General features: G+C 64.6%; 26 protein-coding genes. 12 read left to right on the forward strand and 14 right to left on the reverse strand.

The features are described 5' to 3' along the window. Positions 1–9 precede the first annotated feature (9 nt). From E8L99_RS10365 to E8L99_RS10375, 3 genes are read left to right on the forward strand one after another with little or no spacing between them, the layout of a single operon-like run. Positions 10–1,509: a tripartite tricarboxylate transporter permease gene (locus E8L99_RS10365; RefSeq protein WP_137099459.1), complete on the forward strand. Its 1,500-nt coding sequence runs from the start codon at positions 10–12 to the stop codon at positions 1,507–1,509. 37 nt (positions 1,510–1,546) lie between these two features. Then, positions 1,547–2,449, forward strand: coding sequence for a sugar kinase (locus tag E8L99_RS10370; RefSeq protein ID WP_137099460.1), 903 nt, complete (start codon positions 1,547–1,549; stop codon positions 2,447–2,449). Continuing rightward, a complete protein-coding gene (locus E8L99_RS10375) occupies positions 2,449–3,492 on the forward strand; it encodes a tagatose 1,6-diphosphate aldolase (RefSeq protein ID WP_137099461.1) in 1,044 nt (347 codons plus the stop codon). The genes E8L99_RS10370 and E8L99_RS10375 overlap by 1 nt, the downstream gene beginning before the upstream one ends. Positions 3,493–3,497: 5 nt before the next feature. On the opposite strand, the gene phoU is transcribed toward E8L99_RS10375, so the two are convergent. The 5 genes from phoU to pstS form a co-directional block, all read right to left on the reverse strand. After that, complete coding sequence (gene phoU, locus E8L99_RS10380; protein WP_137099462.1) at positions 3,498–4,211, reverse strand: phosphate signaling complex protein PhoU; 714 nt, start codon at positions 4,209–4,211, stop codon at positions 3,498–3,500. A 37-nt stretch (positions 4,212–4,248) separates the two neighbouring features. Then, positions 4,249–5,067 carry a phosphate ABC transporter ATP-binding protein PstB gene (gene pstB, locus E8L99_RS10385; RefSeq protein ID WP_137099463.1) on the reverse strand — a complete coding sequence of 273 codons (819 nt, stop codon included), beginning with the start codon at positions 5,065–5,067 and terminating at the stop codon, positions 4,249–4,251. Between the two features lie 6 nt (positions 5,068–5,073). After that, positions 5,074–5,922, reverse strand: coding sequence for a phosphate ABC transporter permease PstA (gene pstA, locus E8L99_RS10390; protein ID WP_137099464.1), 849 nt, complete (start codon positions 5,920–5,922; stop codon positions 5,074–5,076). An 8-nt stretch (positions 5,923–5,930) separates the two neighbouring features. Further along, positions 5,931–6,911, reverse strand: a complete 981-nt coding sequence (pstC, locus tag E8L99_RS10395) for a phosphate ABC transporter permease subunit PstC (RefSeq protein ID WP_215907071.1) — start codon at positions 6,909–6,911, stop codon at positions 5,931–5,933. Between the two features lie 93 nt (positions 6,912–7,004). Next, entirely contained in the window at positions 7,005–8,063 is a 1,059-nt protein-coding gene (pstS, locus tag E8L99_RS10400; RefSeq protein WP_137099465.1) for a phosphate ABC transporter substrate-binding protein PstS, read from the reverse strand. A 230-nt stretch (positions 8,064–8,293) separates the two neighbouring features. Between pstS and E8L99_RS10405 the strand changes: the two genes are divergently transcribed. After that, positions 8,294–9,457: a M20 aminoacylase family protein gene (locus E8L99_RS10405; protein WP_137099466.1), complete on the forward strand. Its 1,164-nt coding sequence runs from the start codon at positions 8,294–8,296 to the stop codon at positions 9,455–9,457. A gap of 9 nt (positions 9,458–9,466) precedes the next feature. Beyond that, positions 9,467–10,267, forward strand: coding sequence for an enoyl-CoA hydratase/isomerase family protein (locus tag E8L99_RS10410; RefSeq protein ID WP_252511331.1), 801 nt, complete (start codon positions 9,467–9,469; stop codon positions 10,265–10,267). A 3-nt stretch (positions 10,268–10,270) separates the two neighbouring features. On the opposite strand, the gene E8L99_RS10415 is transcribed toward E8L99_RS10410, so the two are convergent. Continuing rightward, positions 10,271–11,320 (reverse strand): LacI family DNA-binding transcriptional regulator, encoded by a 1,050-nt coding sequence (locus tag E8L99_RS10415; RefSeq protein ID WP_252511332.1) that lies wholly within the window; start codon positions 11,318–11,320, stop codon positions 10,271–10,273. Between the two features lie 99 nt (positions 11,321–11,419). Continuing rightward, positions 11,420–11,992: a hypothetical protein gene (locus E8L99_RS10420; protein ID WP_137099467.1), complete on the reverse strand. Its 573-nt coding sequence runs from the start codon at positions 11,990–11,992 to the stop codon at positions 11,420–11,422. Positions 11,993–12,184: 192 nt separating this feature from the next. Here E8L99_RS10420 and E8L99_RS10425 point away from each other — a divergent pair, with 192 nt between their 5' ends. Beyond that, on the forward strand, positions 12,185–12,949 hold the full coding sequence (locus E8L99_RS10425) for an SDR family NAD(P)-dependent oxidoreductase (RefSeq protein ID WP_137099468.1): 765 nt from the start codon (positions 12,185–12,187) through the stop codon (positions 12,947–12,949). A gap of 11 nt (positions 12,950–12,960) precedes the next feature. On the opposite strand, the gene E8L99_RS10430 is transcribed toward E8L99_RS10425, so the two are convergent. Continuing rightward, positions 12,961–13,746: a DUF1365 domain-containing protein gene (locus E8L99_RS10430; RefSeq protein WP_137099469.1), complete on the reverse strand. Its 786-nt coding sequence runs from the start codon at positions 13,744–13,746 to the stop codon at positions 12,961–12,963. Further along, complete coding sequence (locus tag E8L99_RS10435; protein WP_137099470.1) at positions 13,743–15,110, reverse strand: NAD(P)/FAD-dependent oxidoreductase; 1,368 nt, start codon at positions 15,108–15,110, stop codon at positions 13,743–13,745. Before E8L99_RS10435 ends, E8L99_RS10430 begins: the two co-directional genes overlap by 4 nt. 54 nt (positions 15,111–15,164) lie before the next feature. Between E8L99_RS10435 and E8L99_RS10440 the strand changes: the two genes are divergently transcribed. The 3 genes from E8L99_RS10440 to E8L99_RS10450 are packed head-to-tail and all read left to right on the forward strand — an operon-like array spanning position 15,165 to position 17,063. Next, complete coding sequence (locus tag E8L99_RS10440) at positions 15,165–15,944, forward strand: sigma-70 family RNA polymerase sigma factor (RefSeq protein WP_315862582.1); 780 nt, start codon at positions 15,165–15,167, stop codon at positions 15,942–15,944. Continuing rightward, complete coding sequence (locus E8L99_RS10445) at positions 15,941–16,600, forward strand: ChrR family anti-sigma-E factor (RefSeq protein ID WP_137099471.1); 660 nt, start codon at positions 15,941–15,943, stop codon at positions 16,598–16,600. The genes E8L99_RS10440 and E8L99_RS10445 overlap by 4 nt, the downstream gene beginning before the upstream one ends. A gap of 55 nt (positions 16,601–16,655) precedes the next feature. Then, positions 16,656–17,063, forward strand: coding sequence for a DUF2177 family protein (locus tag E8L99_RS10450; protein ID WP_137099472.1), 408 nt, complete (start codon positions 16,656–16,658; stop codon positions 17,061–17,063). A gap of 7 nt (positions 17,064–17,070) precedes the next feature. Here the strand turns inward: E8L99_RS10450 and E8L99_RS10455 are convergent, their stop codons facing one another. Beyond that, positions 17,071–18,285 carry a polyhydroxyalkanoate depolymerase gene (locus E8L99_RS10455; protein WP_137099473.1) on the reverse strand — a complete coding sequence of 405 codons (1,215 nt, stop codon included), beginning with the start codon at positions 18,283–18,285 and terminating at the stop codon, positions 17,071–17,073. Positions 18,286–18,419: 134 nt separating this feature from the next. Here E8L99_RS10455 and E8L99_RS10460 point away from each other — a divergent pair, with 134 nt between their 5' ends. Next, positions 18,420–19,073, forward strand: a complete 654-nt coding sequence (locus E8L99_RS10460) for a glutathione S-transferase family protein (protein WP_137099474.1) — start codon at positions 18,420–18,422, stop codon at positions 19,071–19,073. 21 nt (positions 19,074–19,094) lie between these two features. Here E8L99_RS10460 and E8L99_RS10465 read toward each other — a convergent pair whose 3' ends face one another. Further along, positions 19,095–19,580 carry a YaiI/YqxD family protein gene (locus E8L99_RS10465; protein WP_137099475.1) on the reverse strand — a complete coding sequence of 162 codons (486 nt, stop codon included), beginning with the start codon at positions 19,578–19,580 and terminating at the stop codon, positions 19,095–19,097. After that, positions 19,577–21,589, reverse strand: coding sequence for a DEAD/DEAH box helicase (locus E8L99_RS10470; RefSeq protein WP_137099476.1), 2,013 nt, complete (start codon positions 21,587–21,589; stop codon positions 19,577–19,579). Before E8L99_RS10470 ends, E8L99_RS10465 begins: the two co-directional genes overlap by 4 nt. A 315-nt stretch (positions 21,590–21,904) precedes the next feature. Here E8L99_RS10470 and E8L99_RS10475 point away from each other — a divergent pair, with 315 nt between their 5' ends. Beyond that, positions 21,905–23,347 carry an NAD(P)-binding domain-containing protein gene (locus tag E8L99_RS10475; RefSeq protein ID WP_137099477.1) on the forward strand — a complete coding sequence of 481 codons (1,443 nt, stop codon included), beginning with the start codon at positions 21,905–21,907 and terminating at the stop codon, positions 23,345–23,347. Between the two features lie 92 nt (positions 23,348–23,439). Next, on the forward strand, positions 23,440–24,420 hold the full coding sequence (locus E8L99_RS10480) for a Bug family tripartite tricarboxylate transporter substrate binding protein (protein WP_137099478.1): 981 nt from the start codon (positions 23,440–23,442) through the stop codon (positions 24,418–24,420). Positions 24,421–24,435: 15 nt separating this feature from the next. On the opposite strand, the gene E8L99_RS10485 is transcribed toward E8L99_RS10480, so the two are convergent. After that, positions 24,436–25,755, reverse strand: coding sequence for an ATP-binding protein (locus tag E8L99_RS10485; RefSeq protein WP_137099479.1), 1,320 nt, complete (start codon positions 25,753–25,755; stop codon positions 24,436–24,438). After that, the gene (locus E8L99_RS10490; RefSeq protein WP_137099480.1) at positions 25,755–26,474 is read right to left on the reverse strand and encodes a response regulator; all 720 of its coding nucleotides are present in this window, start codon (positions 26,472–26,474) and stop codon (positions 25,755–25,757) included. Before E8L99_RS10490 ends, E8L99_RS10485 begins: the two co-directional genes overlap by 1 nt. Positions 26,475–26,790 lie beyond the last annotated feature (316 nt).

Below are 26,790 nucleotides of genomic sequence, written 5' to 3' on the forward strand. Positions count from 1 at the left end.
GCCGTCCGCATGCTCGATCTCAATCTCCTCTTCCAGGGTTTTCTCACTGTCCTCAGTGGCCCCAATCTGCTGGTCATCGTGCTCGGCACGATTGGCGGCATCATTGTCGGTGCGCTGCCGGGCCTTACCGCCACAATGGCGATCGCGCTGCTCATCCCCTTCACCTTCTCGATGGGGCCGACAGCCGGCATCTGCATGCTGCTGGCGGTCTACACTGCTGGCATCTATGGCGGCGGCATCGCCTCGATCCTCATCCGCACGCCTGGCACGCCCGCGGCCGTCGTCACCGTCCTCGACGGCTATCCGATGGCGCAGAAGGGCCTGGCTGGCCAGGCGCTGGGGCTTGCGACAGTCGGCTCCGGCATCGGCGGTCTGTTCTCTGCCATCTGCCTCACCCTGTTCGCACCGATCCTCGCGTCCTTCGCGCTGCGCTTCAGCGCGCCCGAATTCTGCGCACTGGCCATTCTCGGCCTGGCCGTGACCGTCACCATGACCGGCCGCTCACCGCTGAAGGGCGCGATTTCCGCCACCGGCGGCTTGCTGATCGCGATGATCGGGCTGGATCCGATCGGCGGTTTCCCGCGCTTCACGTTCGGGTCGACCGAACTTGTCGGTGGCATCAGCTTCGTGCCCATGCTGATCGGACTGTTCTCGCTGTCAGAGGCGTTTCGCCAAATCGAGATTATCGAGAAGGCCGAGCAGGTCACGGCCAAGATCGCACGGGTCGTGCCGCGCATCGGCGAACTCATCGTCCACAAATGGGTGATGCTGCGCGCCTGCCTGATCGGCATCACAGTCGGCATCATGCCCAGCATGGGGCCTGAGACTGCGGCCTTCATGTCCTACTCCGAGACCAAGCGGACATCCGAGAACCCCGAGGATTTCGGCAAGGGTGAGCCGGCCGGCGTTGTCGCCGCGCAGACCGCCGAGAACGCTTCGACGGGCGGCGACGTTCTCCCCATGATTACCCTCGGCGTGCCGGGCGATGCGGCGACCGCGGTGCTGATGGGTGCACTCACCATCCACAATCTGGAACCCGGGCCGCTTCTGTTCCGCGATCACCCGGACGTCGTCCACACCATCTTCGCCGGCATGATCGTCGCCAACCTGTCGTTCCTGTTCATCGGGCTGCTTGGCGCGCGCTACTTCGCCAAGGTGCTGAACGTCGACCGCCGCCTGCTCGTGCCGGCGATCTTCCTGTTCAGCCTGATCGGTGCCTATGCGCTCAACAACAACCCCTCCGATGTCTGGGTCGCACTGATCTTCGGTTTCATCGGCTACCTGATGCAGCGCTACGATTTCCCGGTCTCGCCCATGGTGCTGGCGCAGATCCTGGGTGCCATGGCGGAATCGAACTTCCGCCGTTCGCTCGCCATGTCGCAGGGCGATCCGATGATCTTCCTCCAGCGCCCCATCGCGGCAGCGATTCTGGTTCTCGCTGTGCTGGCGGCCGTCGCGGCGGTCCGCCGTCATATCGCAACATCCCGCCAGGTGTCGGCGGCCGGCTGATCGCCGGCTGCGCAGCATTCGCGAAGGAGCAGGGCCAGTGAAGCGGGTGATAGCGGTCGGCGTTGCGGTCATGGACAAGATCTTCGCGATCGATGCCATGCCGACCGAGGCGACCAAGGTGTTCGCCAGGTCCTATACCGAGATCGGCGGCGGGCCCGCCGCCACCGGCGCCGTCACCATCGCGCGGCTCGGCGGTGACGTCGAACTCTGGGCGCGCGTCGGTGACGACAATGTGGGCCGCCGCATCATTGAAGAGATTGCGGAATGGGGCGTCAGGCCGGCGATCCATCGCGACCCGGATGGCCGCTCCGGCGTCTCGGCCATAGCCGTTGACGGCAAGGGCGAGCGGCTGATCTTCGCCTTTGCCGACCCGCGGCTCGACACCGACCCCTCCTGGTTGCCGCTTGATCGGCTTGCACAGGCCGACGCGATCCTCTGTGATCTGCGCTGGCCACGCGCCAGCGAACTTGTGCTTACCCAGGCTCGCGATCTCGGCATTCCGACAGTGCTGGACGCCGATCTGGCTTCTGACGACGTGGCGAAGCTTCTGGTGCCGTTGCCCGACTATGCCGTCTTCTCCGCGCCCGCGCTGCGTCGGCTGACGGGCGAGGCCGATCCCGAGGCGGGCTTGCGGGCCGCGCGCGCGCTCTGTCGAGGAGTGGTGGGCGTCACGGTCGGCCGCGAGGGCTTCCTCTGGCTTGAGGACGACCGCTTGCTGCACGAACCGGGCTTCGCCGTCGAGGCGGTGGATACGCTGGGCGCCGGCGACGTCTTTCACGGCGCTTTCGCGCTCGCCATCGCCGAGGGCCGCGACATTCGCGGAGCCGGCCGTTTCGCCAATGCGGCCTCGGCGCTCAAATGCACGCGGCCGGGTGGCCGCGCCGGAATTCCGACCCGCTCCGAGGTCGATAGCCTGCTTCTTGTGTCCGAGGATCGATAATGCAGATTTCAGCTGGCAAGCTGCGCGGCCTTCGCCGCCTCTCCGATGCCAATGGCCGTTTCAAGATGGTGGCGGTGGATCAACGGCCCCCTCTCCTGAAGGCGATCGGCGAGAAGATGGGCCGCACTGCGACCTATGAGGAACTGGCGGCGGTCAAGGCGCTGCTCACCCGGCGCCTCTCGGTGGACGGTTCCGCCGTGCTGATCGACCCGGACTATGGCTACAGCGTCGCCGAGCCGGATGTGCGCCCGGATCGAGGGCTCCTCATCACGCTGGAAGATTTCCGCTTCGACGAAACACCGGGTGGCCGCAAGACGCGGCTTCCCGCTGACTGGTCGGTGGCAAAGATCAAGCGGATGGGTGCGGACGGCGTCAAGCTGCTGCTCTGGTATCGGCCTGATTCCTCCGCCGATGTCCTGAAGCACCAGCAGGATTTCGTCCGCCAGGTCGGCCGCGATTGCGCCGCCTGCGACATTCCCCTGTTGCTGGAGCTGCTGGTCTATCCCTTTGCGGGCGCGGCCAATCATACGACAGACTATATCGAGGATCGCGAGAAGCGCCCCGAACTGGTGCTCCAGAGCGTTCGCGACTTCGCCAGTCCCGAATTCGGCGTCGACATCTACAAGCTCGAAAGTCCGCTGCCCGCAGCGCAACTGAGCGATCCCGCAGCCGACAGCGCCGAGACGCGTGCGGCACAGGCCTGGTTCGACAAGCTCGGCAAGGCGATCGACCGTCCCTGGGTCATGCTGAGCGCCGGTGCTGGCATGGAGGAATTCCGCCGCGTGCTGGGCTTCGCCTATCGAGCCGGCTCCAACGGCTATCTCGCCGGACGCGCCATCTGGTGGAAGGCCTTCCAGGCCTATCCGGATCTCGTGGCGATGGACGCTTCACTTGCTGGTGAAGCCTCGGGCTATATGGCCGAGATCAACCGCATGACCGATCAACTGGCGACGCCGTGGCAGCAGGCGCCCGCCGTGGCAGGCCAGCCGTCGCTTGCGCTCGCAGGCCACGGTTTCCCCGCGGCCTATTCTTCTTTCAGCTGAGACGATTAGCGGACCGGAACGGGAGCTGCCGCCGGGACCATTTCCGGCGGCGGATCCTGGTCGTCGGTCAGGATGTTGCCGGTCGCGGCATAGAAAACCGATTCCGCGATATTGGCGGCGTGGTCGCCGATCCGCTCAAGGTTCTTGGCAGCGAACAGGAGATGGGTGCAGGCCGTGATATTGCGCGGATCTTCCATCATGTAGGTCAACAGGCTGCGGAAGATGGCGGTATAGGTGACATCGATATCGCCGTCGCCGCGCCAGACACGGAGGGCCGCCTCGGCATCGCGCGCGTCGAAGGCCGCCATGACATCCGCGAGCCGGTCGAGGACGAGGGTCGACAGCGTCTCGACACCGCCGATCAGGCGCTGTGGCTGCCTGATCTTGGTCAGCGCCACATTGCGCTTGGCAATGTTCTTGGCCAGGTCGCCTATGCGCTCGAGGTCCGCCGCGATCCGCAGAGCGGCGACAACCTCCCGCAGGTCGCGGGCCACCGGCTGGCGCCGCGCGATCAGCAGGACACCGGCCTCCTCGATTTCCTTCTGGAGGGCGTCGATCCGATCATCGTCCTTCGACACCTGACTGGCGAGGTCGCCGTCACGGTTGGCGAGCGCGCTGACGGCATCGACGACGCTGCGCCGCGCCATCAGGCCCATGTCAACCAGACGGGCCCCCAGGGCCCTCAATTCGTCATCGAAAGCAGAGACGGTGTGGTCCATTGCAAGGCGTCCTGGGTTCCGTCGCGGTCGTGGCGGCTTAGCCGAAGCGGCCTGTCACGTAGTCCATCGTTTCCTGGCGCTTCGGATTGACGAAAATGTCGTTGGTCGGACCGCTTTCAATCAGCTTGCCGAGCAGGAAGAAGCCCGTGATGTCCGAGCAGCGCGCCGCCTGCTGCATGTTGTGGGTGACGATCACGATGGTGAAGTCGCGCTTCAACTCGTCGATCAGTTCCTCAATGCGCGAGGTCGAGATCGGATCCAGCGCCGAGGTCGGCTCGTCGAGCAGGATCACGGCCGGCTTGACCGCAATGGTGCGGGCGATGCACAGGCGCTGCTGCTGACCGCCCGACATGCCAAGCGCCGAGGTCTTCAGCCGGTCCTTGGTCTCGTCCCAGATCGCCGCCTTGCGGAGCGCCCATTCGACGCGCTCGTCGAGATCGGCACGCGACAGGGTCTCGTGCAGCTTCACGCCGAAGGCGATGTTGTCATAGATCGACATCGGGAACGGCGTCGGCTTCTGGAACACCATGCCGACCTTTGCGCGGGTCAGCGCGGCCGGCGTCGCGCGGTCGATGATATTCTCGCCATCGACCAGGATCTTGCCCTCGGCGCGCTGGCCGGGATAGAGCTCGAACATGCGGTTGATGATCCGCAGAAGGGTCGACTTGCCGCAGCCCGAAGGGCCGATCATCGCGGTGACCCGCTTGTCGAGCATGTCGAAATTGATGTCATGCAGCGCCTGGTTGGCGCCATAGAAGAAGTTGAGGTTCTTGACGCTGATGCGGGCGGGCACGCCGTCCAGGGACGAGACAGTGCGCGCTTTGTTGATCAGAACTTCGGAAGCGGCGGCGGTCATAGGTTGTTACTTTCCCTGTCCGAGGGCGATGACAATGCGTGACGTGATGTTGAGGGCCAGCACGCCGAGCGTGATGAGCAGCGCGCCCGCCCAGGCAAGCGCGATGGAATCGGCGTCGGGGCTGAGCGTGAGGTTGTAGATGTGGACCGGCAGCGTCGCCATCGGCGCACCAAGGTTGGTCGTCAGCTGCGGATTGCTGAATGCGGTGAACAGAAGCGGAGCGGTCTCACCTGCAGCACGGGCGATAGCCAGCAACAGTCCCGTGAGAATGCCGGCGCGAGCCGCCTTCCACTGCACCAAGGAGATCACCGTCCAGTGCGATGCGCCGAGGGCGAAGGCGGCTTCGCGCAGCTGGGGCGGCACGAGGCGCAGCATGTCCTCGGTCGAGCGCAGCACCACCGGCAGGATGATGATCGCCAGCGCCAATGTTCCGGCCCATCCGGAGAAACGGCCGAGCGGCACCACCACGAGCGTATAGACGAACAGGCCGATGAGGATCGACGGTGCCGAAAGGAGGACGTCGTTGACGAAGCGGATCGCCTCGGCAAGCCATGAGCCCTTGCCCTGCTCGGCAAGGAAGGTGCCGGCCAGAATGCCAACCGGTGTCGCGATCAGAGTGGCGACCGCCACCTGTATCAGGGAGCCGACGATGGCGTGAGCGAGCCCCTGCGGTTGACCGAATGCGTCATTGGTCAGTGCCGAGAGATTGAGCGCGGAAAGCCCGTTCACCAGCAGGGTGCCGAGGATCCAGAACAGCAGGATCATGGCGATGCCGGCGAAGACAACCGACAGGGCTTTCAGAGCCTTGTCGAGGGCAAGGCGCCGGTTCATGCGTCCAAGTGATGGGGTGGCCATGGCGAACCTCAGTCCAGACGGCTGCGCACGAGCCAGCGCGAGATGGCCAGCACGATGAAGGAGATGATGAACAGCGAGAAGCCAAGCTGCAGCAGCGAGTGGAGCTTGAGACTGCCCTGCTCGGCTTCACCGAACTCGCTGGCGATCACCGAGGCGATCGACGAGCCTGGAGCGAAGATCGAGGAGCTGATGCGGTTGGCATTGCCGATGACGAAGGTCACCGCCATGGTTTCACCGAGTGCTCGGCCAAGGCCCAGCATGCCGGCGCCGACCATGGCCGTGCGGCCGTAGGGAATGCGCACGTTGCGGAACACTTCCCAGGTGGTAGCGCCGACGCCATAGGCCGACTCGGCCAGCATCTGGGGCACCGATTCCAGGGTTTCCACGAACATGGCGGTGATGAAGGGCAGGATCATCAGGGCCATGATCAATCCGGCGGTGAAGACACTGAACTGCTGCGGCGGGCCCTCGAACACAGCTCCCACGAACGGGATCCACGACAAGGCGGCCGACAGGGGGGCCTGGATGTAGACCGCGATGAGCGGTGCGACGATCAACGCGCCCCACATGCCATAGATGATCGACGGCACGGCCGCGAGCAACTGGATGGTCACGCCGATCGGCTTGCGAACGACCTGAGGGCATACCTCGGTGAGGAAGAAGGCGATGCCGAAGGAGACCGGTACGGCGATGACGACAGCGATGATCGAGGTGACGAGCGTGCCGTAGAGCATCGACAAGGCGCCGAACTTCTCGGTCACCGGGTTCCAGACCGCGCTTGTGTAGAAGCCGAAGCCGAATTCTCTCAGGGCCGGCCAGCCATCATAGGCGAGCAGGGCGATCATCGTGCCGAGGATCACGAGAACCAGGCCACCGCAGGTCCAGAGCGCCGTGTGGAAGACCGTATCGACGACCTGACCGCGGCGGATGGACTGCGCCAGGTGCTGGCCTCGGGGGCGGAGCGAGGAAGAGTCAGCGACAGATGTCACGTTCGGGCTCGCAGTCTGGTGGAAGGGATGTGGCGGCCTTGGCCGCGGGGAGCCGGACCTGCACCCAAAAGGGCGCAGGTCCGGTCGTCGGCATCAGTTGGTCGCGCCGGTCCAGACGGGCTGGCCCTGCGGGTTGCGCACATTGGCCCAGGCGGCCTTGACGCGCGTGACGACAGCATCCGGCAGCGGGATGTAGTGCAGCTTCTCGGCGATGTCGTCGCCCGGCTTCGACAGGGCCCAGGCGAAGAAGTCCAGAGCTGCCTTGGCCCGGCCGGCGTCACGCGGATCGCGCGGGATCAGGATGTAGGTCGAGCTGACGATCGGCCATGTCTGAGCGCCGGGACGGTTGAGCATGGTCGCGGCGAGATCGGTCGAGTTGTCCCAGTCGGCGGCGGCGGCAGCAGCCTGGAAGGACGCGGTCGACGGCGGGACGAACTGGCCGGCAACGTTCTGGAGCTGCGTCGTGACCATGGCGTTTTCGGCCGCGAAGGCATATTCGACATAACCGATCGCGCCCTTGGTGTTGCGCACGGCACCGGCGACGCCGTCATTGCCACGGGCACCAGCGCCAGCCTTCCACTGCACGGACGTGGCAGCGGAGACATCGGTCTTCCACTTGGCGCTCACTTCCGAGAGATAGCTGGTGAACACGAAGGTCGTGCCCGATCCGTCGGAGCGGTAGATCGGCTGCACGGCGAGCGCCGGCAGGTTGACGCCCGGGTTGAGGGCGACGATGCGCGGGTCGTTCCAGGTCTTGATGACGCCCATATAGATGTCGGCGACGATCTCGCCGGTGAGCTTCAGCTGGTTCTTGTTCACGCCGTCGAGATTGACCACCATGACGATGGCGCCGATCACTGCCGGGAACTGCACCAGGCGCTGCTGGGTGAGACGAGCTGCCGGCACGGGGGCGTCGGAAGCACCGAAGTCGACGGTGCGGTTCTGGATCTGGGTGATGCCAGCGCCCGAGCCGATCGGCTGGTAGTTCAGCGTGTTGTTGGTGGCGGCCTTGTAGGCCGACGCCCAAGCAGCATAGACCGGCGCCGGGAAGGTCGCGCCAGCACCGGTGAACTCAACGCTCTGCGCTGCGGCCGGTTGGGCGAACAGCGTCGCTGCGATCAGCGCCGCCGCAGTCGTGATGCGGGAAAACATGTGAATACCTCACGGGAAGTGGAGGAGTGAAAGTCTGCAAGGAAACCTCTGGCGACTCTTGATGACAGGTGTGTGACACGCGTCATCAAGCGCGCTCAGGGCCGGCAGCCCTCCGCTTTCGCATCGGTGGCCCCAACAAATCCGGGTGGCCATGAGGCGATCCGCCTTTTATGGATCACAGATACCCCGCAGACCGAGAACGCGGGTCCCTCGCAATTCGGAGCCTCGCCATGGGTGTCATCGACACAATCAAGACCTTCGAAAACGACCTCATTGCCTGGCGCCATGATCTGCATGCCCATCCGGAAATCGGGTTCGAGGAAGTGCGCACCTCCGAGTTCGTCGCCCGTTCGCTCGAAGCGTGGGGTTACGAGGTTCATCGCAATGTCGGCAAGACCGGGGTCGTCGGCCGGCTGAAGGTCGGCACGTCCGCGCGTTCCATCGGCCTGCGCGCCGACATGGATGCCTTGCCGATGGACGAGACCACGCAGCTGTCCTACCGCTCGACCATTCCAGGGCGGATGCATGCCTGCGGCCATGACGGCCACACGACCAGCTTGCTTGGCGCCGCGCGCTATCTCGCCGAGACGCGCCGGTTCGATGGCACGGTCAACCTCATCTTCCAGCCGGCCGAAGAGGGCGTGGGCGGGGCGCGCGCGATGCTCGCCGATGGCCTGTTCGAGCGCTTTCCCTGCGACAGCGTGTTTGGCTATCACAACGCGCCGAAGATGCCGCTCGGTCGCTTCGGCATCCGTCCCGGCCTGATGATGGCTGGTGGTGGCTTCTTCGACATCAAGATCGAGGGCAGGGGATCGCACGGAGCCCATCCCGAGAACGGCGTCGACCCCGTCCTGGTGGCCTGCCACATCGTCACGGCCCTCCAGTCGATTGCTTCGCGCAATGTGGGTGCCATTGATGGTGCGGTCATCAGCTGTACCCGCATTGAGGGCGGCGATGCCTACAACGTCATCCCGAACGAGGCCCATATCCGCGGGACCGCGCGCTGGTTCAAGCCGGGCATCCTTGAGACGATCGAAACGAACATGAAGCGGATCGCCACCGGCATTGCCACCGGCTTCGGAGCTCGCGCCGAAGTGGACTTCCGCGTCATCTTCGCGCCGCTTTTCAACGATCCCGCCGAGGCTGAGTTCCTCGCCGATGTCGCAGCCTCCATCGGCGGCGAAGAGAATGTCGATCGCAACCGCGACTTCATCACCGGCTCGGAAGACTTCTCCTTCATGCTGGAGAAGGTACCGGGCGCCTACATCAATATCGGCAACGGCGATTCCGCGCCGGTCCACAATCCGGCCTACGACTTCAACGACAAGGTGCTGCCGGTCGCTGCCGCCGTCTACGCGACACTGGTCGAGCGCAAGCTCGCTCCCGGCGCCTGAGGGCAGACCATGATGGCCGCGACGGAATTCGAGACCCTCAGCCTGTCGCGGCCGCACGACCATGTGCTGGTCGTGACGATGAACCGGCCCGAGGCGATGAACGCCCTCAACACCCAGATGGGGCGCGACCTCGTCCAGTGCTTCGAGGATATTGCGCTCAACCCAGGGGACGTCCGCGCCATCGTGCTGACCGGTGCTGGCGAGCGGGCCTTCTGCGCCGGCGGCGACCTCAAGGAGCGCCGGGGCATGACTGACGAGCAGTGGACGCGCCAGCACGTCATCTTCGAGCGCATGGCGCGCGCTCTGATCGATTGCCCGGTCCCGGTCATCGCCGCGGTCAACGGGGCTGCCTATGGCGGCGGCTGTGAGATCGCCTGCTGTTGCGACTTCATCTATGCCGCTGAAACTGCGCGCTTCGCTCTCACCGAAGTGACGCTTGGCATCATGCCCGGCGCCGGCGGCACACAGAACCTGTCGCGTGCGGTTGGCGAGCGGCGTGCCAAGGAACTGATCCTCACCGGCAAGCCGTTCTCCGCGCAGGAGGGCGAGACCTGGGGGCTGGTCAACGCGGTGGCCTCGCCGGCCGAACTCATGGTGGCAGCTCTGGCGACTGCGCAACGCATTGCCGGCAACGCGCCGATCTCGGTCAGGCAGGCCAAGCAATCGATCCATCGCGGTCTGCAGATGTCGCTGGCCGATGGCCTGGCCTTCGAGATCGAAGCCTATAACCGCATGGTCTCGACCGAGGATCGCCACGAGGGCGTGCTGGCCTTCAACGAAAAGCGGCCGCCGCGCTTCAAGGGGCGCTGAAGCTCACTTCGCCCGAGGCTGTGCGGTCGATCGGCGGATGACCAGGGTCGGTTCCAGCATGACGCGGCGTATGGCCCCTGCGGGATCGGACATGCGGGCGAGCAGCAGCTTGGCCGCTTCCCGGCCCATTTCGCGGGGGCCGATCCGCACCGTGGTCAAGGGTGGCTCCACCATGTCGACCAGCGGCATGTCGTTGTGTCCCACGACAGAGACGTCTCCCGGACAGGTGAGCCCCCGCGCCGCCAGTGCGCGATAGGCGCCGAGCGCCAGCAGGTCGTTTGCCGCAGCAATAGCAGTGATGCCGGGATAGGCCGCGAGGAGCGCTGCCGCAGCGCGTTCGCCTTCGTCGCGTTCATAGGCATTGGCTTCGACAATCGCCCCGGTCGGGACAGCAAGCTGATGGGCCGCCATGACCTTCTCGAAACCCTGGCGCCGGAGATGACCGGTCGACAGCGAAGACGGGCCGGCGATGTGGCCGATCTTGCGATGGCCGAGCGCGGCGAGATGGTTCACTGCCAGCGCCATGCCGGCCATGTCGTCGGAAACCACAGAGGCCGTGCGTCCCGCATCGTCGGCCCGGTTGACCAGCACGACCTTGAGGCCCGCTGCGAGACAATGCTGCAGCACCTCGTCATTGCGGCCGACGGTTGCCAGGATGAGGCCGTCCACCCGGCGTGCTGCCAGTTCGTCGACGAGGCGCAGTCGTTGGTCCCGGCCCGCCCCGGCATCGGCGACGATGGTGGAATAGCCTTCCTCCCCCAGAACCTCCGCGATCCCCGATATGATCGGTGAGAACACAGGATTGGTGATGTCGGGGACGAGCACGCCGACCAATGTCGAGCGCCGCGTGCGCAGGCTCGCGGCCACCGGGTCCGGTCGATAGCCGAGCTTGTCCGCTGCCGCGATGATCCGCTCGGCCACGTCATCGGCGACGAGGTGGCGCTTGGAGGCGTCCAGCGCACGCGAGACCGTCGAGGGATGGACACCGACTTGTTCGGCGATCCACCTGAGATTGATGCGGGAGCGTGGTTCGCTCGCCGAGCCGGTCATCATGCCTCACAGATCGGTACCGCCGGATTCAATATCCGGCAAAGGAAGGACGACCGTGCCACGCCCGAAGGCGCTAGCGCAATCATTGGGACCACGGCTCACTCAGCCGCCGAAGCGCTCGATGGCGGCGATATCCAAGGCTTCCAGGAAGCTGCGCTTTTCGGTCTCCGTGCCCGAACCCTCGATCATGATCAGCGCCTTGCCGACAATCATCTGGATATTGCCGTCGCGTCCGAGCAGCGCCGTCTTTCCCTTGACCCGGAACACCCGGCCCATGGCGCCGAGCAACTGGGCGTTTGAGAACATCGGTGCGAGTTGCAGGAACAGGGGCGAATTGGCCAGAAGCTGCACTGTTATGTCACGGCCACCCATGGAATATCGCCGCTTCGCGATCACACCTCCGCCAAACATGGCGGCCGTGCTGGCATCCGTTTCCGCTTCTCCCGCCTGCCATCCGTTCGGAGCAGGCGGCAGGTACTGGGCAAGTCCGCTGGCGTTGCGCTGTGCGATCAGCTGCGAGGCAACATCGAGTGCCGATTTTGCGGCATTGAGGTCGTTGGCCTGGTAGGCGCGGCGAGCCTCGTCGATGGCATCACTGATGTCGTCCGCGAAGGCCGGAGCAACGGCAAGCGCGCAGACCAGGGCGAGGGATGCAAGCACACGCGACACAGTCATGAATTCCAGCCTCCGCGGTTCGCCCGGTCATGCGGGCTGCAAAGACGCGGCAGCGGATGCCACGTCGCTAGCGCCTATATCTGCAAGGCGCCGATTTGGCACCCCCTGGCGCCACCTGAATCGCCGTTTCCGATCCGTGGCGCGCGAGCCTTCGTATCGAAGAGACAATTGCAATCGAATGGACATCAAGCCATGAGCGATCTCGTCGAACGTCGGGCCTGGATTACCGGGGCAGGCAAGGGCATAGGGCGCGACGTTGCCTTGCTGCTGGCGCGGCAGGGCTGGGTGGTTGCCGTAAGTTCCCGGACCGACGCCGACCTGACCGTGCTAGCTGCCGAGGCGGCAGCCTTCGGCGGGCGCATCGTTGGTTTCCGACTTGATGTCACCGACGAAAGCGCCGTCGCCGCGGTGGTCGCGCAGATCGAGGCCCAGATCGGCCCCCTGGACCTGGCGCTGCTGAACGCCGGCACGCATATCCCGGTGACGGCAGAGACCTTCGAGGTCTCTGCCTTCCGCAAGCTGGTCGAGACCAATCTGATGGGCGCAGTGCACGGGCTTGCGGCGCTTCTGCCACGCTTCATGGAGCGTGGCAGCGGCCAGATCGCTGTCGTTGCTTCGGTGGCTGGCTTCCGGGGCTTGCCGACATCGGCGGCCTATGGCGCGACCAAGGCCGCGCTGATCAACATGTGCGAGGCGCTGAAGCCCGAACTCGACGAAGCCGGAGTCGATCTCCGGCTGATCTGCCCAGGCTTTGTCGAGACGCCGCTGACAGCGAAGAACACGTTCCCGATGCCGTTCCTGATCCCGGCCGAACGCGCCGCGCGCGAGATCGTCGATGGTCTGGCCGGCCGCAAGTTCCGCATCGTCTTTCCCAAGCGCATGGCCTTCGCCATGGCGATCCTGGAGGCGCTGCCGAACTGGTTGCTGTTCAAGCTCACGCGCCGCATGGTGCGGTGAGCTCAGGCGCCTCAGCGTCGGTCCGCGACCGTCACCACGGTCTCGCCAATGGGTGCGGCAGCCTTGCCATGGGCGAAGACCGGAATGCCCTTCCACCAGAGCTTCAGAGCTTCCCAATGGATTCCGGCGACCACCTTCAGCGTCATCAGAGGGTAGGCCAGCAGCATGCGCAGAAGCCGGCCATCGCTGATTGGTACGCGGCGGCCCGCGAAAGTCGCTGTTAGAAAAAGCCCGTCGGCATCGTCCTCGGCGATCGACACCAGGACCTTGTCGCCAGGCGGGCCGATCCGGAAGCGATAGCGGCAATCCATGGCGACGAAGGGCGAGACGAAGAAGTCCTTCGCGCATTCTTGCTCAACGACGGGGCCGTCGCCTGAACGTGTCGGGATCACATAGGTGTGGCGCTCGCCATGGGTATTGGCGACCTCGTAAAGGATCGCAACCAGCTGGCCGTTGCGGTCGTGACAGAAGAAGACCGTCAGCGGGTTGAACACGAAGCCCAGAATGCGCGGGTAGCAGAGCAAACGGATCGCGCCGCCATCCGGCTCGATGCCTGCGGCCAGCAGCTTCGTCTCCACCCAGGGGCGGAGCCGCCCCGAGCCGTCGCCATGGTCGCGGTCATGGAAGGAATAGAGCGCCCGTCGGTTGTGGCCGAACAGCCTGAGGGACCGATCCAGCTGGGGCAGTTCGTCGATATCGAACAAGGCCGAGAACACGCGATAGCCGAGCCGATGAGCTCTGGGCCTCAACCGCGCGTGGGTGACCATGCCGGCATAGAGGGCGGAGGTCCCACTCATTCGGCGGCAACCAACAGGCGCTCCGGCCGCACCAGTCTGTCGGACTCGTTTGCGACCGACCAGGGCCTGCGAACACCGCCCAGCTCTTCGGCGACCGCCAGGCCCGATTGCAGACCATCCTCATGGAAGCCATAGCCGAAATAGCTGCCGCAGAACCACAGTCCGTCACGGCCCTGCAGAGACCAGAGGTCCTGCTGTGCATCGAGTGCAGCCTGATTGAACAGTGGATGGCTGTAATCAAATTCCTGCTTGATGGATCCGGCCTTCGGCTCGCGCAGCGGATTGAGAGTGACGAACAGCTGCTGCCGCTTGTCCAGGCTCTGCAGCTTGTTCATCCAGTAGCTGACGCAAAGCGGCTGGTCACCGGGTCCACCCTTGCCACCGATATAGTTCCAGCTCGCCCACACCCGTCGACGCTTGGGCATGAGACCAGGATCATCGTGAAGCACGGTCCGGTTGCGGGTATAGGCAAATGCGCCGAGCAGCCGCTTCTGGTCCGCGTCCGGATCGGTGATCAGGGCAAGCGCTTCGTCCGCATGCGCGGCGACCACGACATCGTCGAAACGTTCGGCACCGCCGAGCACGTCCTCCACCACCACCCCACCGTCGGATCTCGTCAGGCTGCGTGCACCGGGCCGGATGGTCACCCGATCCCCGAAGGCCTGCCTGATCCGGGTGACATATTCCCGGCTGCCGCCATCGACCGTCTGCCAGATCTGCTGATCGCCGATATTGAGGAGACCGTGATTGGAAAAGAACCGCAGATAGGACCGCAGCGGGTAAGCGCGGATTTCCTTGGCCGAGGTCGACCAGATGGCGGCGCACATGGGCAGGACATGGTCATCGACCAACCCCTTGGAATAGCCTTCCCGATCCAGATAATCGCCGAGCGTGATGTCGGCGATATCAGGACTTTCGACCATCGTGCGGGCCCGGCCATAGAAGCGCAGCATGTCGCGCAGCATGAACCAGAACCGTGGCCGCACGAGGTTGCCGCGCTGGCCGATAAGGCTGTTCAGATCGGAACTGGCATATTCGAACCGGCCGTCATCGACCGAGGCCGCAAACGACATGCTGGCGGGTTTGGTCGGGACGCCAAGATGTTCGAACAGCTTGGTCAGGTTGGGATAGTTCGGCGCGTTGTAGCAGATGAAGCCGGTATCGACGGCAACCGGCACATGCGGGCCGTCGACATCGACCGTGTGTGCATGACCGCCAAGCCGCGGTTCCTTCTCGAACAGCGTCACGCGATGCCGGGTGGACAGGAGCCAGGCCGCCGACAGGCCGGAAATGCCAGCGCCGATGACCGCAATGTTGCGCGGAGCCGACGCATTCAAGTCGGCAGGGCGTCCAAATGCGGGCATGATGATCTCGTTGCGATGTGATGTCATTGGCTGGGTTACGTGGGCCATAGACGCTTGGATGCGCCGCGAGGCGGAATCTTTTTGCATCGGATTGAAATCCGCGGCCGATGGCCCCGCGTAGACCGGGCCATGAACCAAGCAGTTTCGCAGTCGTTGTTCCCATGGCAGAGTGCTCTGCCCGTTCGTCGCGCGTCAGGGCGCGTCTGGCGTCCGGCCGAGGGCGATCGCATCAAGCGCGTGGATAGCATTGTGGAACGGCAGGACTCGCGAGAGGTCATTGCGCGGCGCATGGAAGATTGCATCGCTGCGATCGCCGCATCGCAGGACCGGGCAGCATTCGAGGTCCTGTTCCGTCATTTTGCACCACGCCTGCAGGCCTATCTCCGTAAGCTTGGCGCCAATCCCGCCGCTGCCGAGGAATTGATGCAGGAGGCGATGGTCCTGGTCTGGCGCAAGGCCGCCCAGTTCGACCGGAGCAAGTCCTCTGCTTCCACCTGGATCTTCACGATCGTCCGCAATCTGCGTATCGACGCGTTCAGGCGCGCGAGCCGCCCGGAAGTCGACATGAGTGATCCTGCCTTGATGCCGGATCCTGACCCGGACGCCGACATGGCGATCGTCAGCCGCCAGTCTGCCGAGCGCCTGCATGAAGCGCTCGCCGGGCTCAATGACAACGAGCGCGCGATCCTGCGCCTCGCCTATTTTGACGACCGGTCCCAAAGCGATATCGCGGCGGATCTCGGCATCCCCCTTGGGACAGTGAAATCGCGCGTTCGCCTGGCTTTCGCCAAGCTGCGTGCCGCTCTTTCCGACACGATTGGAGACCGCCCGTGACGACCGTCCACCATGTCAGCGACGAGTTGCTTGTCGCCTACGAAGCGGGGACGCTGTCGGAAGGTTGGAGCCTGGCGGTTGCGACCCATCTCGCCCTGTCGCCGCAGGCGCGCCGTGCCAGGCGTCTGGCAACGGATGTGGGCGGCGCCCTGCTTGAGGGGATTGAGCCGGAGCCGGTCACGGATGGAGCCTTCGATCGTCTGATGGCGCGGATTGCCCGGACGCAGCAGGACCCTGTTGCGCCGCCGCGCGCCTGTGCCAGGGATGATCACAACGCCGTTCCTGAGCCTCTGCGCAGCTATATCGGCGGCGATTTGCAGCAGATCCCCTGGAAGCGGCTGGGCGTCGGCGCCTGGCACTTGCCCATCAAGACGCGAGATGGGCAGACGAGCGTGCGCCTGCTGAAGATCCCGGCCGGGTCTCCTGTGCCCGAACATGGTCACAGGGGGATGGAACTGACCGTAGTGCTCGCGGGTACACTCTGCGACGGTCCGGAGGTGTTCGGGCGCGGCGACATCGAGGAGGCCGACGAAGCCGTGGAACACCAGCCGATCGCAGGTCCCGGAGGCGATTGCGTCTGTCTGGCCGTGACTGATGCGCCACTGCGGTTCAAGAGCCTGATCGTCCGGCTGGCTCAGCCGTTCCTCCGGATCTGACGGCGGCACAACACATCGCCTCCTCTCGGAGGGCAGCTCAGACTGGAGTAGGACGATGATCCAATACGCCGTGGCCTATGGCGGGACCGCAATTGTTCTGCTGGCGCTTGACGCAGTCTGGCTCACCCTCGCGTCCAAGCCCGTCTACAAGGCGCAGATCGGACCTCTGCTCCTTGAGAACCCCAACCTTGCGATCGCAGGGCTCTTCTACCTCTTCTACGCGGTGGGCCTGACGGTTTTCTGCGTGATGCCGTCGGTCAACGCCAAGTCATGGATGATGGCAGCAGGTCTCGGCGCGCTTCTCGGCTTCGTGGCCTATGGGACCTACGACATCACCAATCTCGCCACCCTCAAGGGATGGACGGTAACGGTGAGCCTTATTGATCTGGCCTGGGGAACGTTTGTGAGCGCCATCTCCGCGACCGCCGGCTATTTCACCGTCCGGACTATCCTGGCCGCCTGAACGCCTGTCATTCGCTGGCGAGGATCATGTTGCGGACGATTGGGTAGACTTGTCCCTCCCACCTTCGTCCGCTGAACACGCCATAATGGCCAACGCCCGCCTGCATGTGGTGGCGCTTCCGGAACGGCTTCAGCTTGGTGCAGAGATCGTGCGCCGCGACCGTCTGGCCGAGTGAGCAGATGTCGTCGCGCTCGCCCTCGACTGTCAGAAGCGCCGTGCGCGTGATGGCGGAAGGCCGGACCGGCCGGCCCTTGTAGGTCAGCTCCCCCTTGGCGAGCAACGCACGCTGAAACACCTTGTCGATCGTCTCGAGATAGAACTCGGCCGTCAGGTCGAGAACGGCGAAATACTCATCGTAGAAGGTCTTGATCGCCTCGGCCTTCTCGGTCTCGCCGCTAGCAATCAACCCATGCAGTTCGGTGTGCGCCTTGATGTGGCGCTCCTGGTTCATGGCCATGAAGGCGGTCAGCTGCACGAAACCGGGATAGACATGCCGGCCCGCACCGGCATTGGGCAGCGGCACCGTGTAGATCAGATTGTTCTCGAACCATTCATAGGGCTTGCTGAAGGCGAGCTCATTGACCTTGGTTGGGTTGATCCTGACGTCCACGGGGCCCGCCATCAGCGTCATGCTGCGGGGAACGTTGGGATCCTCTGTCTCTGCCATGACGGCCGCCGCGGCAAGCGCCTGCACGCAGGGCTGGCAAACCGCAACCATATGCGCACCGGGCCCGATCACGCCCATGAACTCGATCAGGTGCTCGACATATTCGTCGAAGCCGAAACGGCCCGCGGTCCACGGAATGTCCCGGGCATTGTGCCAGTCGGTGATGTAGACGTCGTGATCCGCGAGCAGCGTGCGCAGCGTGTTGCGCAGGAGCGTTGCGAAATGGCCTGACAGCGGCGCCACGAGAAGCACCCGGGGCTGGACTGTGGCCACGTCCTTCTTGAAATGCAGCAGGGTTCCAAAAGGCGTGACATGCGCCGCTTCTTCGGTGACGGCGACTTCGCTGTTGCCGACCATGACGGTCGAGATGCCGTAGTCCGGGCGGTGGTGCGTGAAACCAGCCCGGCCGATCATCTCCCAGGTGGCGAGCATTTCCGAGCCGAGCCGTCCGCCATTGGCCCGCATGGCGGGGCCGTAGGCTGCGGCAGCCCACCGCGCCGCATCCCGGAAGGGAGCGAACATTCGGCTCTGGGCTTCGAACGCGCGATAGATCATGGTAGCCGGGACCCCCCGCGAGCCTGCCGTATGGCGGCCTCTGAAAAAAGCTAGTGCACTTTCTGCTGCGCTGCGAGAGTATTCTTTTGCAGCTGCGTCGTGTGTAATGACAAGGTTCCCGGGAGGACGAGGCGATGGCGAAGGCGACGCTCACGATTTCGAGCAAGAATTATTCGTCATGGTCGCTCCGGGGCTGGCTTCTCTGCCGCATGTCGGGGATCGATTTCGCCGATCAGCCGGTGCCTATGGACGATTCAAGCCGGGCCGAACTGCTCCTGCTGTCGCCGTCATTCCTGGTGCCCTGCCTGACCGATGGCGGGATCAAGGTCTGGGATACCCTGTCGATCGCGGAATATCTCGCGGAGAAATTTCCGAAAGCGGGGTTACTGCCGACGGATCTGGCCGCACGCGCCCATTGTCGCTCGGTATCCGGCGAGATGCACTCGGGCTTTCACAACCTGCGCTCGGCCTTGCCGATGAACCTGAAGGCGAAGTTCACAGGCTTCAAGGTCTGGGCCGGCGCGCAACCAGACATCGACCGCATCCTGGCGATCTGGACCGAATGCCTGACCACCTATGGCGGGCCATTCCTGTTCGGCAAGACCCCGACATTGGCCGATGCCATGTACGCGCCGGTCTGCACCCGCTTCGTCACATATGACGTTCCGCTCGATTCGCTCGCCAATGGCTATTGCAAGACGATCCTCGACTGGGCGGCGATGAAGGAGTGGACCGCGGCCGCAAAGCTTGAGCCGGACGAGATCGATGAACTCGACGTCGAGTTCTGAGCGCCGGCATCGGCGTGCGCTTCAGGCGCCGTAGCCGGCCCGTTTCAGCCGTGTGATCGCGAGATCGAGTGCCGACAGGAACGCAGAGCGATCCTTGGGCTGAAAAGGCTTCGGACCTCGGGTCATTTCGCCTGCGGAGCGCAGCCCGTCCATCAGGTTTCGGGTCGCGAGCGCCATGCCGATGGCAGCCTGATCGAACAGTCGCCCGTTGGGTGCAAGCACGGTTGCTCCCGCCTTCACAGACCGATCTGCGAGCGGGATGTCGGACGTGATCACGACGTCGCCGGCAATGGCTCGCTCAGCGATCCAGTCATCCGCGACATCGAGGCCGCCGGGAACCACCACACGGTGGATCCAGGGCTCGCGCGGCACGGCGATCGGGCTGTTCGCCACGACATGCACTTCAAGGCCGTAGCGCCCGGCAACGCGATAGACCTCGTCCTTTACCGGGCAGGCGTCGGCATCGACATAGATCAGAATCGGTTTAGGCGCGGCGGGCAGCGTCATTCGCGGTCAGGCTTCCACTTCTTTTTCGGCGCGGCCGTCTTCTTCGGGGCGATGCCGGCAGGTTTTGCGCCAGCACGTGCGGGCGGTTTGCCCGGTGCCTTGCCCTCGAAGCGCGGCTTGTCGTCAAACCTGGGCTTGGCGTCGAATTTCGGCTTCGCGTCGAACTTCGGTTTGGTATCGAACTTCGGCTTGGCGTCAGCGCGCGGCTTGTCCTCGAAACGCGGGCGATCCTCGTAGCGGGGCCGGTCATCATAGCGGGGCTTGTCGCCATAGCCGCTGGCGGGCTTGCCGCGATTGCGGGCGACCGGCTTGCCTTCGTAACCACGCGGCCGGTCATCGGAGCGCGGCCGGGCGGCTGGCCGCTCATTGCGGTCCATGCGCTCACCGATCGGCGTGATCGGCACGTCTTCCTCGTTGCCACGCCGGGCCTGGGCAATGAACTGGTCGGCCGCGGCCTCGATCACTTCGAACTCGGTATGCGTATCGAAGATGCGGATCGCGCCGACATCGTCGCGCGTGACCTTGCCGCGCCGGCAGATCAGCGGAAGGATCCACTTCGGATCAGCGCGGTTCTGGCGGCCTGCTTCCAGCTTGAAGCGCACCATGCCACCAGTCGGCCGGGCACGGGGGCCGCGGTCCTTGTCGCGGGCACCGGGACCATAATCGCGATCCTGGGGCGAGCGCATCGGGCGCGCGGCGCCGGGATCGCTGACATCCTCGGGCTCTGGATGGCGGGCGCGATAGAGCTTGGCGAAGGCCGCGGCAATGATCTCGGGGCTCTTCTCGGCGAGCAGGGCCTCAGCCATCTTGACGTCTTCGTCGGCGGGCGCCTCGGTGAACAGCGGATCCTGCATCAGGCGCTGGCGGTCGAGCACGCGAATGTCTTCGGCCGACGGCGGTCCGCCCCATTGGGCGATGAGGCCGGCATTGGCCAGGAGGCTTTCGGCGCGCCGCTGGCGCGACGGCGGAACAACCAGGACGCTGACACCCTTGCGGCCAGCACGGCCGGTGCGACCGCTTCGGTGCTGCAGGACTTCCGGATCGCTCGGCAGTTCGGCGTGGATGACCAGGCCGAGATTGGGCAGATCGATGCCACGCGCGGCGACATCGGTCGCGACGCAGATCCGGGCCCGGCCGTCGCGCAGAGCCTGCAAGGCCTGGTTGCGCTCGTGTTGCCCGAGTTCGCCGGACAGGATGACAACGGAAAAGCCGCGCTCCATCAGCGTCGCATGCAGATGGCGGACGGCATTGCGCGTGTTGCAGAAGACGATGGCCGTCGGCGGATCGATGTGGCGCAGCAGGTTGACGATGCCGTGCTCGATCTCGTTCGGCAGGACACGCATGACCCGATATTCGATATCGGCATGGCCGCGCTCGCCGGCTGCCGCCTCGATACGGTGGGCGTGCTGCTGAAAACGCTTGGCAAGCGTCACGATGCCTGTCGGCAGCGTCGCCGAGAACAGCAGCGTGCGGCGGGTCTCCGGCGCAGCCTTCAGGATGAACTCGAGATCGTCCCGGAAGCCGAGGTCGAGCATCTCGTCGGCTTCATCCAGAACGACCGCGAGGAGCTCCGACAGATCGAGCGCCCTGCGCTCGACATGGTCGCGCAGGCGGCCGGGAGTGCCGACAACAATGTGGGCGCCTTCGGCCAACAGAGTCCGTTCGCGCTTGGGATCCATGCCGCCGACACAGGCGACGATCTTGGCGCCGGCTTCTGCATAGAGCCAGGCCAGCTCTCGCTGAACCTGCAGCGCCAGTTCGCGCGTCGGCGCGATGATCAGCGCCAGCGGGTCGCTCGCCTGGCCGAGCCGCTCGGCCTCGCCCAGAAGCGTTGCGGCGAGCGCCAGCCCATAGGCGACGGTCTTGCCGGACCCGGTCTGGGCGGAAACGAGGAGGTCGCGGTCCTGCGCGGCGAAGGACATGACGTCCTCCTGCACAGTTGTGAGGTCGGTATAGTCGCGAGCGGCGAGAGCGCGGGCGAGGGGAGGCGATATCGGAAGATCGGTCAAAGAACGGTGCGCCTTGGGCACGAGGGCGGAACGCCGCGGGTGGGTCGCGACGGATGTCGGACCTGATTGGAACTGGCGACGCTTGGGATGCTTGCCGCGGTCCTAGGCCAAAACGCGAGGAAAAGCCAATGCTGTCTGCGCTCAGGTGGATCCATCTGCATCCGGGCGGGTCCACATGGGCGCCCCGCGGCACCGTGTCGGTGTCTTCTGCCATTGCATTTGCGCATGATGGCTGCCTGACGGCAGGGATGGTCACGGCCTGCCGCTTGCTTCTGTTTGTCCCTGCCCCCTTCTCGATTGAACCGAAGACCGACAATGAGCCTCGACCCTCTTGCAGCCCTTGAAGCCCGCATCGCCGACGATCTCGGTCGGATCGCCCACCCGGCAGCACCCTGGTTGAAGCCACGCTCGGGACCCGACGGATCGAAGGCCTTGGACGTCCTGATCGTGGGTGGCGGCCAGTCCGGGGTGGTCACGGCCTTCGGCCTGAAGCGCATGCGCGTCGACAATGTGCTGGTGGTGGACAAGGCGGCCTATGGACAGGAAGGGCCATGGGTCACCTACGCGCGGATGAAAACGCTGCGCAGTCCGAAGGATTTCACGGGACCGGACCTCGACATCCCCAGCCTCACCTATCAGTCGTGGCACGAAGCGAAATATGGTGTCGATCATTGGCGGGCGCTTGACCTGATCACCCGGGAAGACTGGAACGACTACCTCCTGTTCGTCCGCAAGGTCACGGGCGTCAAAGTCGAGAACGCCACGGAGCTGACCGGTCTCTCATTCGATCGCGGGCTCATTCGCGCTGAGCTGTCGGGGCCTGAAGGCACCCGATCGGTCTATGCCCGCAAGGTCGTTCTGGCGACCGGCCAGGATTCGACTGGCCGCTGGTGGATGCCCTCATGTGTCGAAGCCCTGCCCACCGAATTGCGCGCCCATGCCGCCGACCCCATCGATTTCGATCGCCTGAAGGGCAAGGTGGTCGCGGTGCTGGGGGCCGGTGCGTCAGCTTTCGACAATGCCGCAACCGCGCTTGAGGCGGGTGCAGCCGAGGTCCATCTGTTCTGCCGCCGCATCGAGCCGCAGGTCATCCAGCCCTATCGCTGGCTGACCTTTCGCGGCTTCCTCAAGCATTTCAGCGATCTCGACGATGTATGGCGCTGGCGCTTCATGAGCCGGGTCCTGGGGCTGCGTGAAGGATTTCCGCAGGCGACCTATGATCGCTGCGCCCGGCACGCCAATTTCACCGTCCACACCGATGCGCCCTGGCTTGATGCGCGTGTCGATGGCGACCGGGCGGTGGTGACCCTCCCCCAGGGCGAGTTTGCGGCCGATTTCCTCATCGCCGGCACTGGCATCGCAATGGACTTTGGCGCGAAGCCCGAACTTGCATCATTCGCCGACAACATCCTGTCCTGGGCGGATGCTTACCAACCCCCGGAGGCCGAACGCAACGACCGCCTGGGCGGCTTTCCCTATCTCTCCGAGCACTATGCCTTTGTCGAAAAACAGCCCGGGCTGACCCCCTGGATCCGTGATGTGCACCTGTTCTCGATTGCCTCGACCATGAGCTTTGGCGCATCGGGCTCCTCGATCAACGCGATGACCACGGCCGTGCCGCGGCTGATTGATGGCATCACGCGCGGGCTGTTCTGCGACGATGTCGAAAGCCATTGGGCCGATTTCCTGGCCTACGACATACCGCAGGCAACAGTTCAGGCGACCGTGCCGGGCCTTGGGCGCGAGGCTGCCGAATAGATCTCCAGACCTTCAGATGGCGATGGCCGGCAGCCCTGCTATATGGCAGCGGCTGGCGCCCAAATGCGCCCAAGTTGAAAAAGGAGGAAGCGATGTCGATGTTCTCGTCCGGTCTGTCGCGCCGCTCGCTTGTTGGGATGGCGATTGCCGCGACCGCTGTGCCTGCGCGCGCGCAGACCTATCCAGGCCGCCCGGTCCAGGTCCTGGTGCCGTTTGCGGCAGGCGGCGGCGTCGATGTCACCATGAGGATCGTTGCCGAGGCGGCAAGTGACGTGTTCGGCCAACGCTTCGTCATCGAGAACCGCGGCGGTGGCGCGACCGTCATAGCCTCCCAGGCTGTCGCCCGTGCGGCACCGGATGGCTACACGGTCCTGACCGCACCGACCACCATGGTGATCAACGCGGCGTCGCGCCAGAATCTGCCGTTCGACTGGAAGGCAGATTTCGTGCCCGTCTGTCTCATCGCCAAGCTGCCCTTCGTGGTGGTTGCGCGGCCCGACGCACCCTATTCGACGATGAAGCAGCTTGAGGCGGCAGCGCGCTCCGCCGCGGCGCCGCTGACCTTCAGCTCGGGTGGAACCGGGACGGTTGCCCATCTCGCGGGCGAATTGTTCGCCCTGCGAACTGGCACCAAGCTGCAGCACGTGCCCTATCGCGGTGAAGGGCCGGCCCTGTCGGATCTGCTTGGGGGAACACTCAGCGTGTCATTCTCGACGCTGGCCGGTGTTCAGGGGCAGATCCAGTCCGGGGCCGTGAAGGCCCTGGCTGTGACCACGCGCGATCGGACATCTATTCTGCCTGATGTGCCGACGGTCGCCGAGCAGGGCTACGCGGACTATGACGTCTCCGCATGGATGGCGATCGTCGCGCCGAAGTCCACGCCCGTGGAAGCGGTCGATGCCATGCAGAAGGCCTTCAATACGGTCCTGGCTCGTCCAGAGATGCGCGAACGGCTGAAAGCGGTCGGGGCAGACGTGGCCGGCGGTAGCCCTGCCGATCTCGCCCGCTTCATGGAGCGTGAGGCTGGTCAGTGGGCTGAAGTGGTCAAGGCCATCAACCTGCGGACCGACTGAGGCCGATGATCGAGCTCAGTTCGCCAGCGGAAGCTCGATGCGGGCGATGAGTCCATTAGGCTGCGCACTTCGTAGCGTCAGCTGCCCGCCATGGGCGGAAGCAATCGCGCGAGCGATAGTCAGGCCGAGCCCGAAACCCGTCTTGTCGTCGAGCGCGCGGGCGACATCGCCCCGGGCGAATGGTTCGAGCATGGCTTCGCGCTGATCCGGGGGAATGCCGGGGCCATGATCCTCCACCTCAATGGCAACCCCGCCCTCGGTGCGGGTCAACCGCAGCGCGGCCGAGCCGCCATATTTGAGCGCGTTCTCGACGAGGTTCGTCACGGCTCGCTCGATCTCGCTCGGACGAATGCGAATCCTCAGGCTGTCCGGACCCTCATAGGCGATGGTCACACCGATATCGGCATACTGGTCGCGGATCGTCTCAAGGACGCTCGGCAGTTCCGTCGGCATCAGCGGCTCGCCGGTGCGGCCGTCCCGCATGTAAGCGAGGGCGCCGTGGACCATGCGCTCCATCTGGTCGAGGTCGCTGACCATGCCCTGGCGCTGGGTCGGGTCGTCCATATAGTCCGCCCGCATCCTGAGGCGAGTGATCGGCGTGCGCAGGTCGTGGCTCATGGCAGCGACAACACGCGTTCGGTCGCCGACAAGCTTCGAGATGCGCGCCTGCATCTGGTTCATGGCGAGAGCGAGTTGCCGGACCTCCATCGGACCGCGCTCGGCCAGAGGCTGTGCGACATCGTCGATCGAATAGCGTCTCGCCGCCTCCGCCGTAGTTTCCAGGGGCCCGACAACCGTGCGGGCGGCCCAGAGGCTCAGCATGACGATGGAGAGACCGACAAAGGCGAGCGTTTGTATCGCGACACCGCCGAAGGGAGGGCGAAGGGCTGGCGAGGGCAACGACAGGCTATAGGTATCGCCGTCACTGAGCCGTGCAAAGAGCTGGCCGCCATGGCCTGGGCCAATGCCGCCGTGCTCAGGATCGCTCCATGTGTTGACCCCGCCGGGCAGGTTGTGGAGCCGCAGAAAGCGGCGACCGGGGCCGTTGCCAGGAGGCTGCGATTGTCCCTCCACCTTTTGGATGCCGATCCCTGAGGCTGCAGCGTCCAGCCGGGTGACCGTGGTCGCGCGCTCCGCTGGTGGTGTCGCATCGAGAACGGCGATAATCAGTGACGCCTTGGAAAGATAATCGCCAGGGTGGGCAGGCGGGCCATTCCGGGCACTGACCAGAAAGATGGTCGTCGCAACGATATGAAAGATCGTGACTGCAGCCAGAACCAGAAGGGCGATCTGAACAGTGATTCTGCGCGGATTGAGAATTTCCGGCCAAGCCATCAGCTCGCCTCGACATCCGGCGTGAACTGGTAGCCGCTGGACCGCACAGTGACGATGGTGCTCGGTTGATCGGGGCCGATCTTGATCTTGGCTCTGAGGCGGCTCACGAGAATGTCCACGCTGCGCTCGAACGGGCTGAACGCCCGCCCCTGGGTCAGATCGATGATCTGCTCGCGGCTCAGGACGCGCCCGGGACGCTCGCAGAAGACGAGCAGGAGATCGAACTCAGCGCTGGTAATCGCGACGCGCGCACCCGTCGCATCGGTCAGCGTGCGATGAATGACATCGAGCGTCCAGCCGAGGAAACGATAGTGGCGCACTGTCGTCTCACGGGAGGGCACGCCGGCATCCTGGGTTCTTCGCAGCACTGCCTTGATCCGTGCCAGCAACTCGCGCGGATTGAAGGGCTTCGCGAGATAGTCGTCGGCACCAATCTCCAGGCCCACGATCCTGTCCAGTTCTTCGCCTTTGGCCGATACGATAACCAGCGGCACGTTCGATACGGCACGGGCGCGGCGGCACAGGCTGAGGCCATCTTCGCCGGGCAGCATGATATCGAGGACGACGAGGTCGAAGCGATGGTCGGCAAGGAGCCTGTCGAAGTCGCGTCCGTCAGGTGCGCTGGTGACCCGGTAGCCGTTCGTGCGCAGATAGCGGACCAGCAGCTTGCTGAGTTCCTGATCGTCCTCGACGACGAGAATGTGCTGTTGTGCGTTCATCAGGCTATTTGAACCCTCGGCCGCGGACCGCCACAGTTTTTTTGTTTCGTTCTGTTTCCGACGGATGGATGGACACGTCCAGAAACAATGCCAGCTCCTAAGGTGAGGTTTGGTTAATCCGGATCGCGCGTGCTCGTGATGCGCGATCCTGGAGATCGCAGGGGAACTGGAGGGTCTCGTGACCTCAATATCATCAGCCTCGTTTCAGAGGCCGTCACCACGTGAATTGCTGCAAACCAACCTCGCATCGCAGATTCAGTCTGGCGCCATTTCGTCGACGGACGAGAGCGCCCTTTCGTCGGCTCTCGACTCCATC

Source organism: Phreatobacter aquaticus (genome assembly GCF_005160265.1).
GTDB classification, from domain to species: Bacteria; Pseudomonadota; Alphaproteobacteria; order Rhizobiales; family Phreatobacteraceae; genus Phreatobacter; species Phreatobacter aquaticus.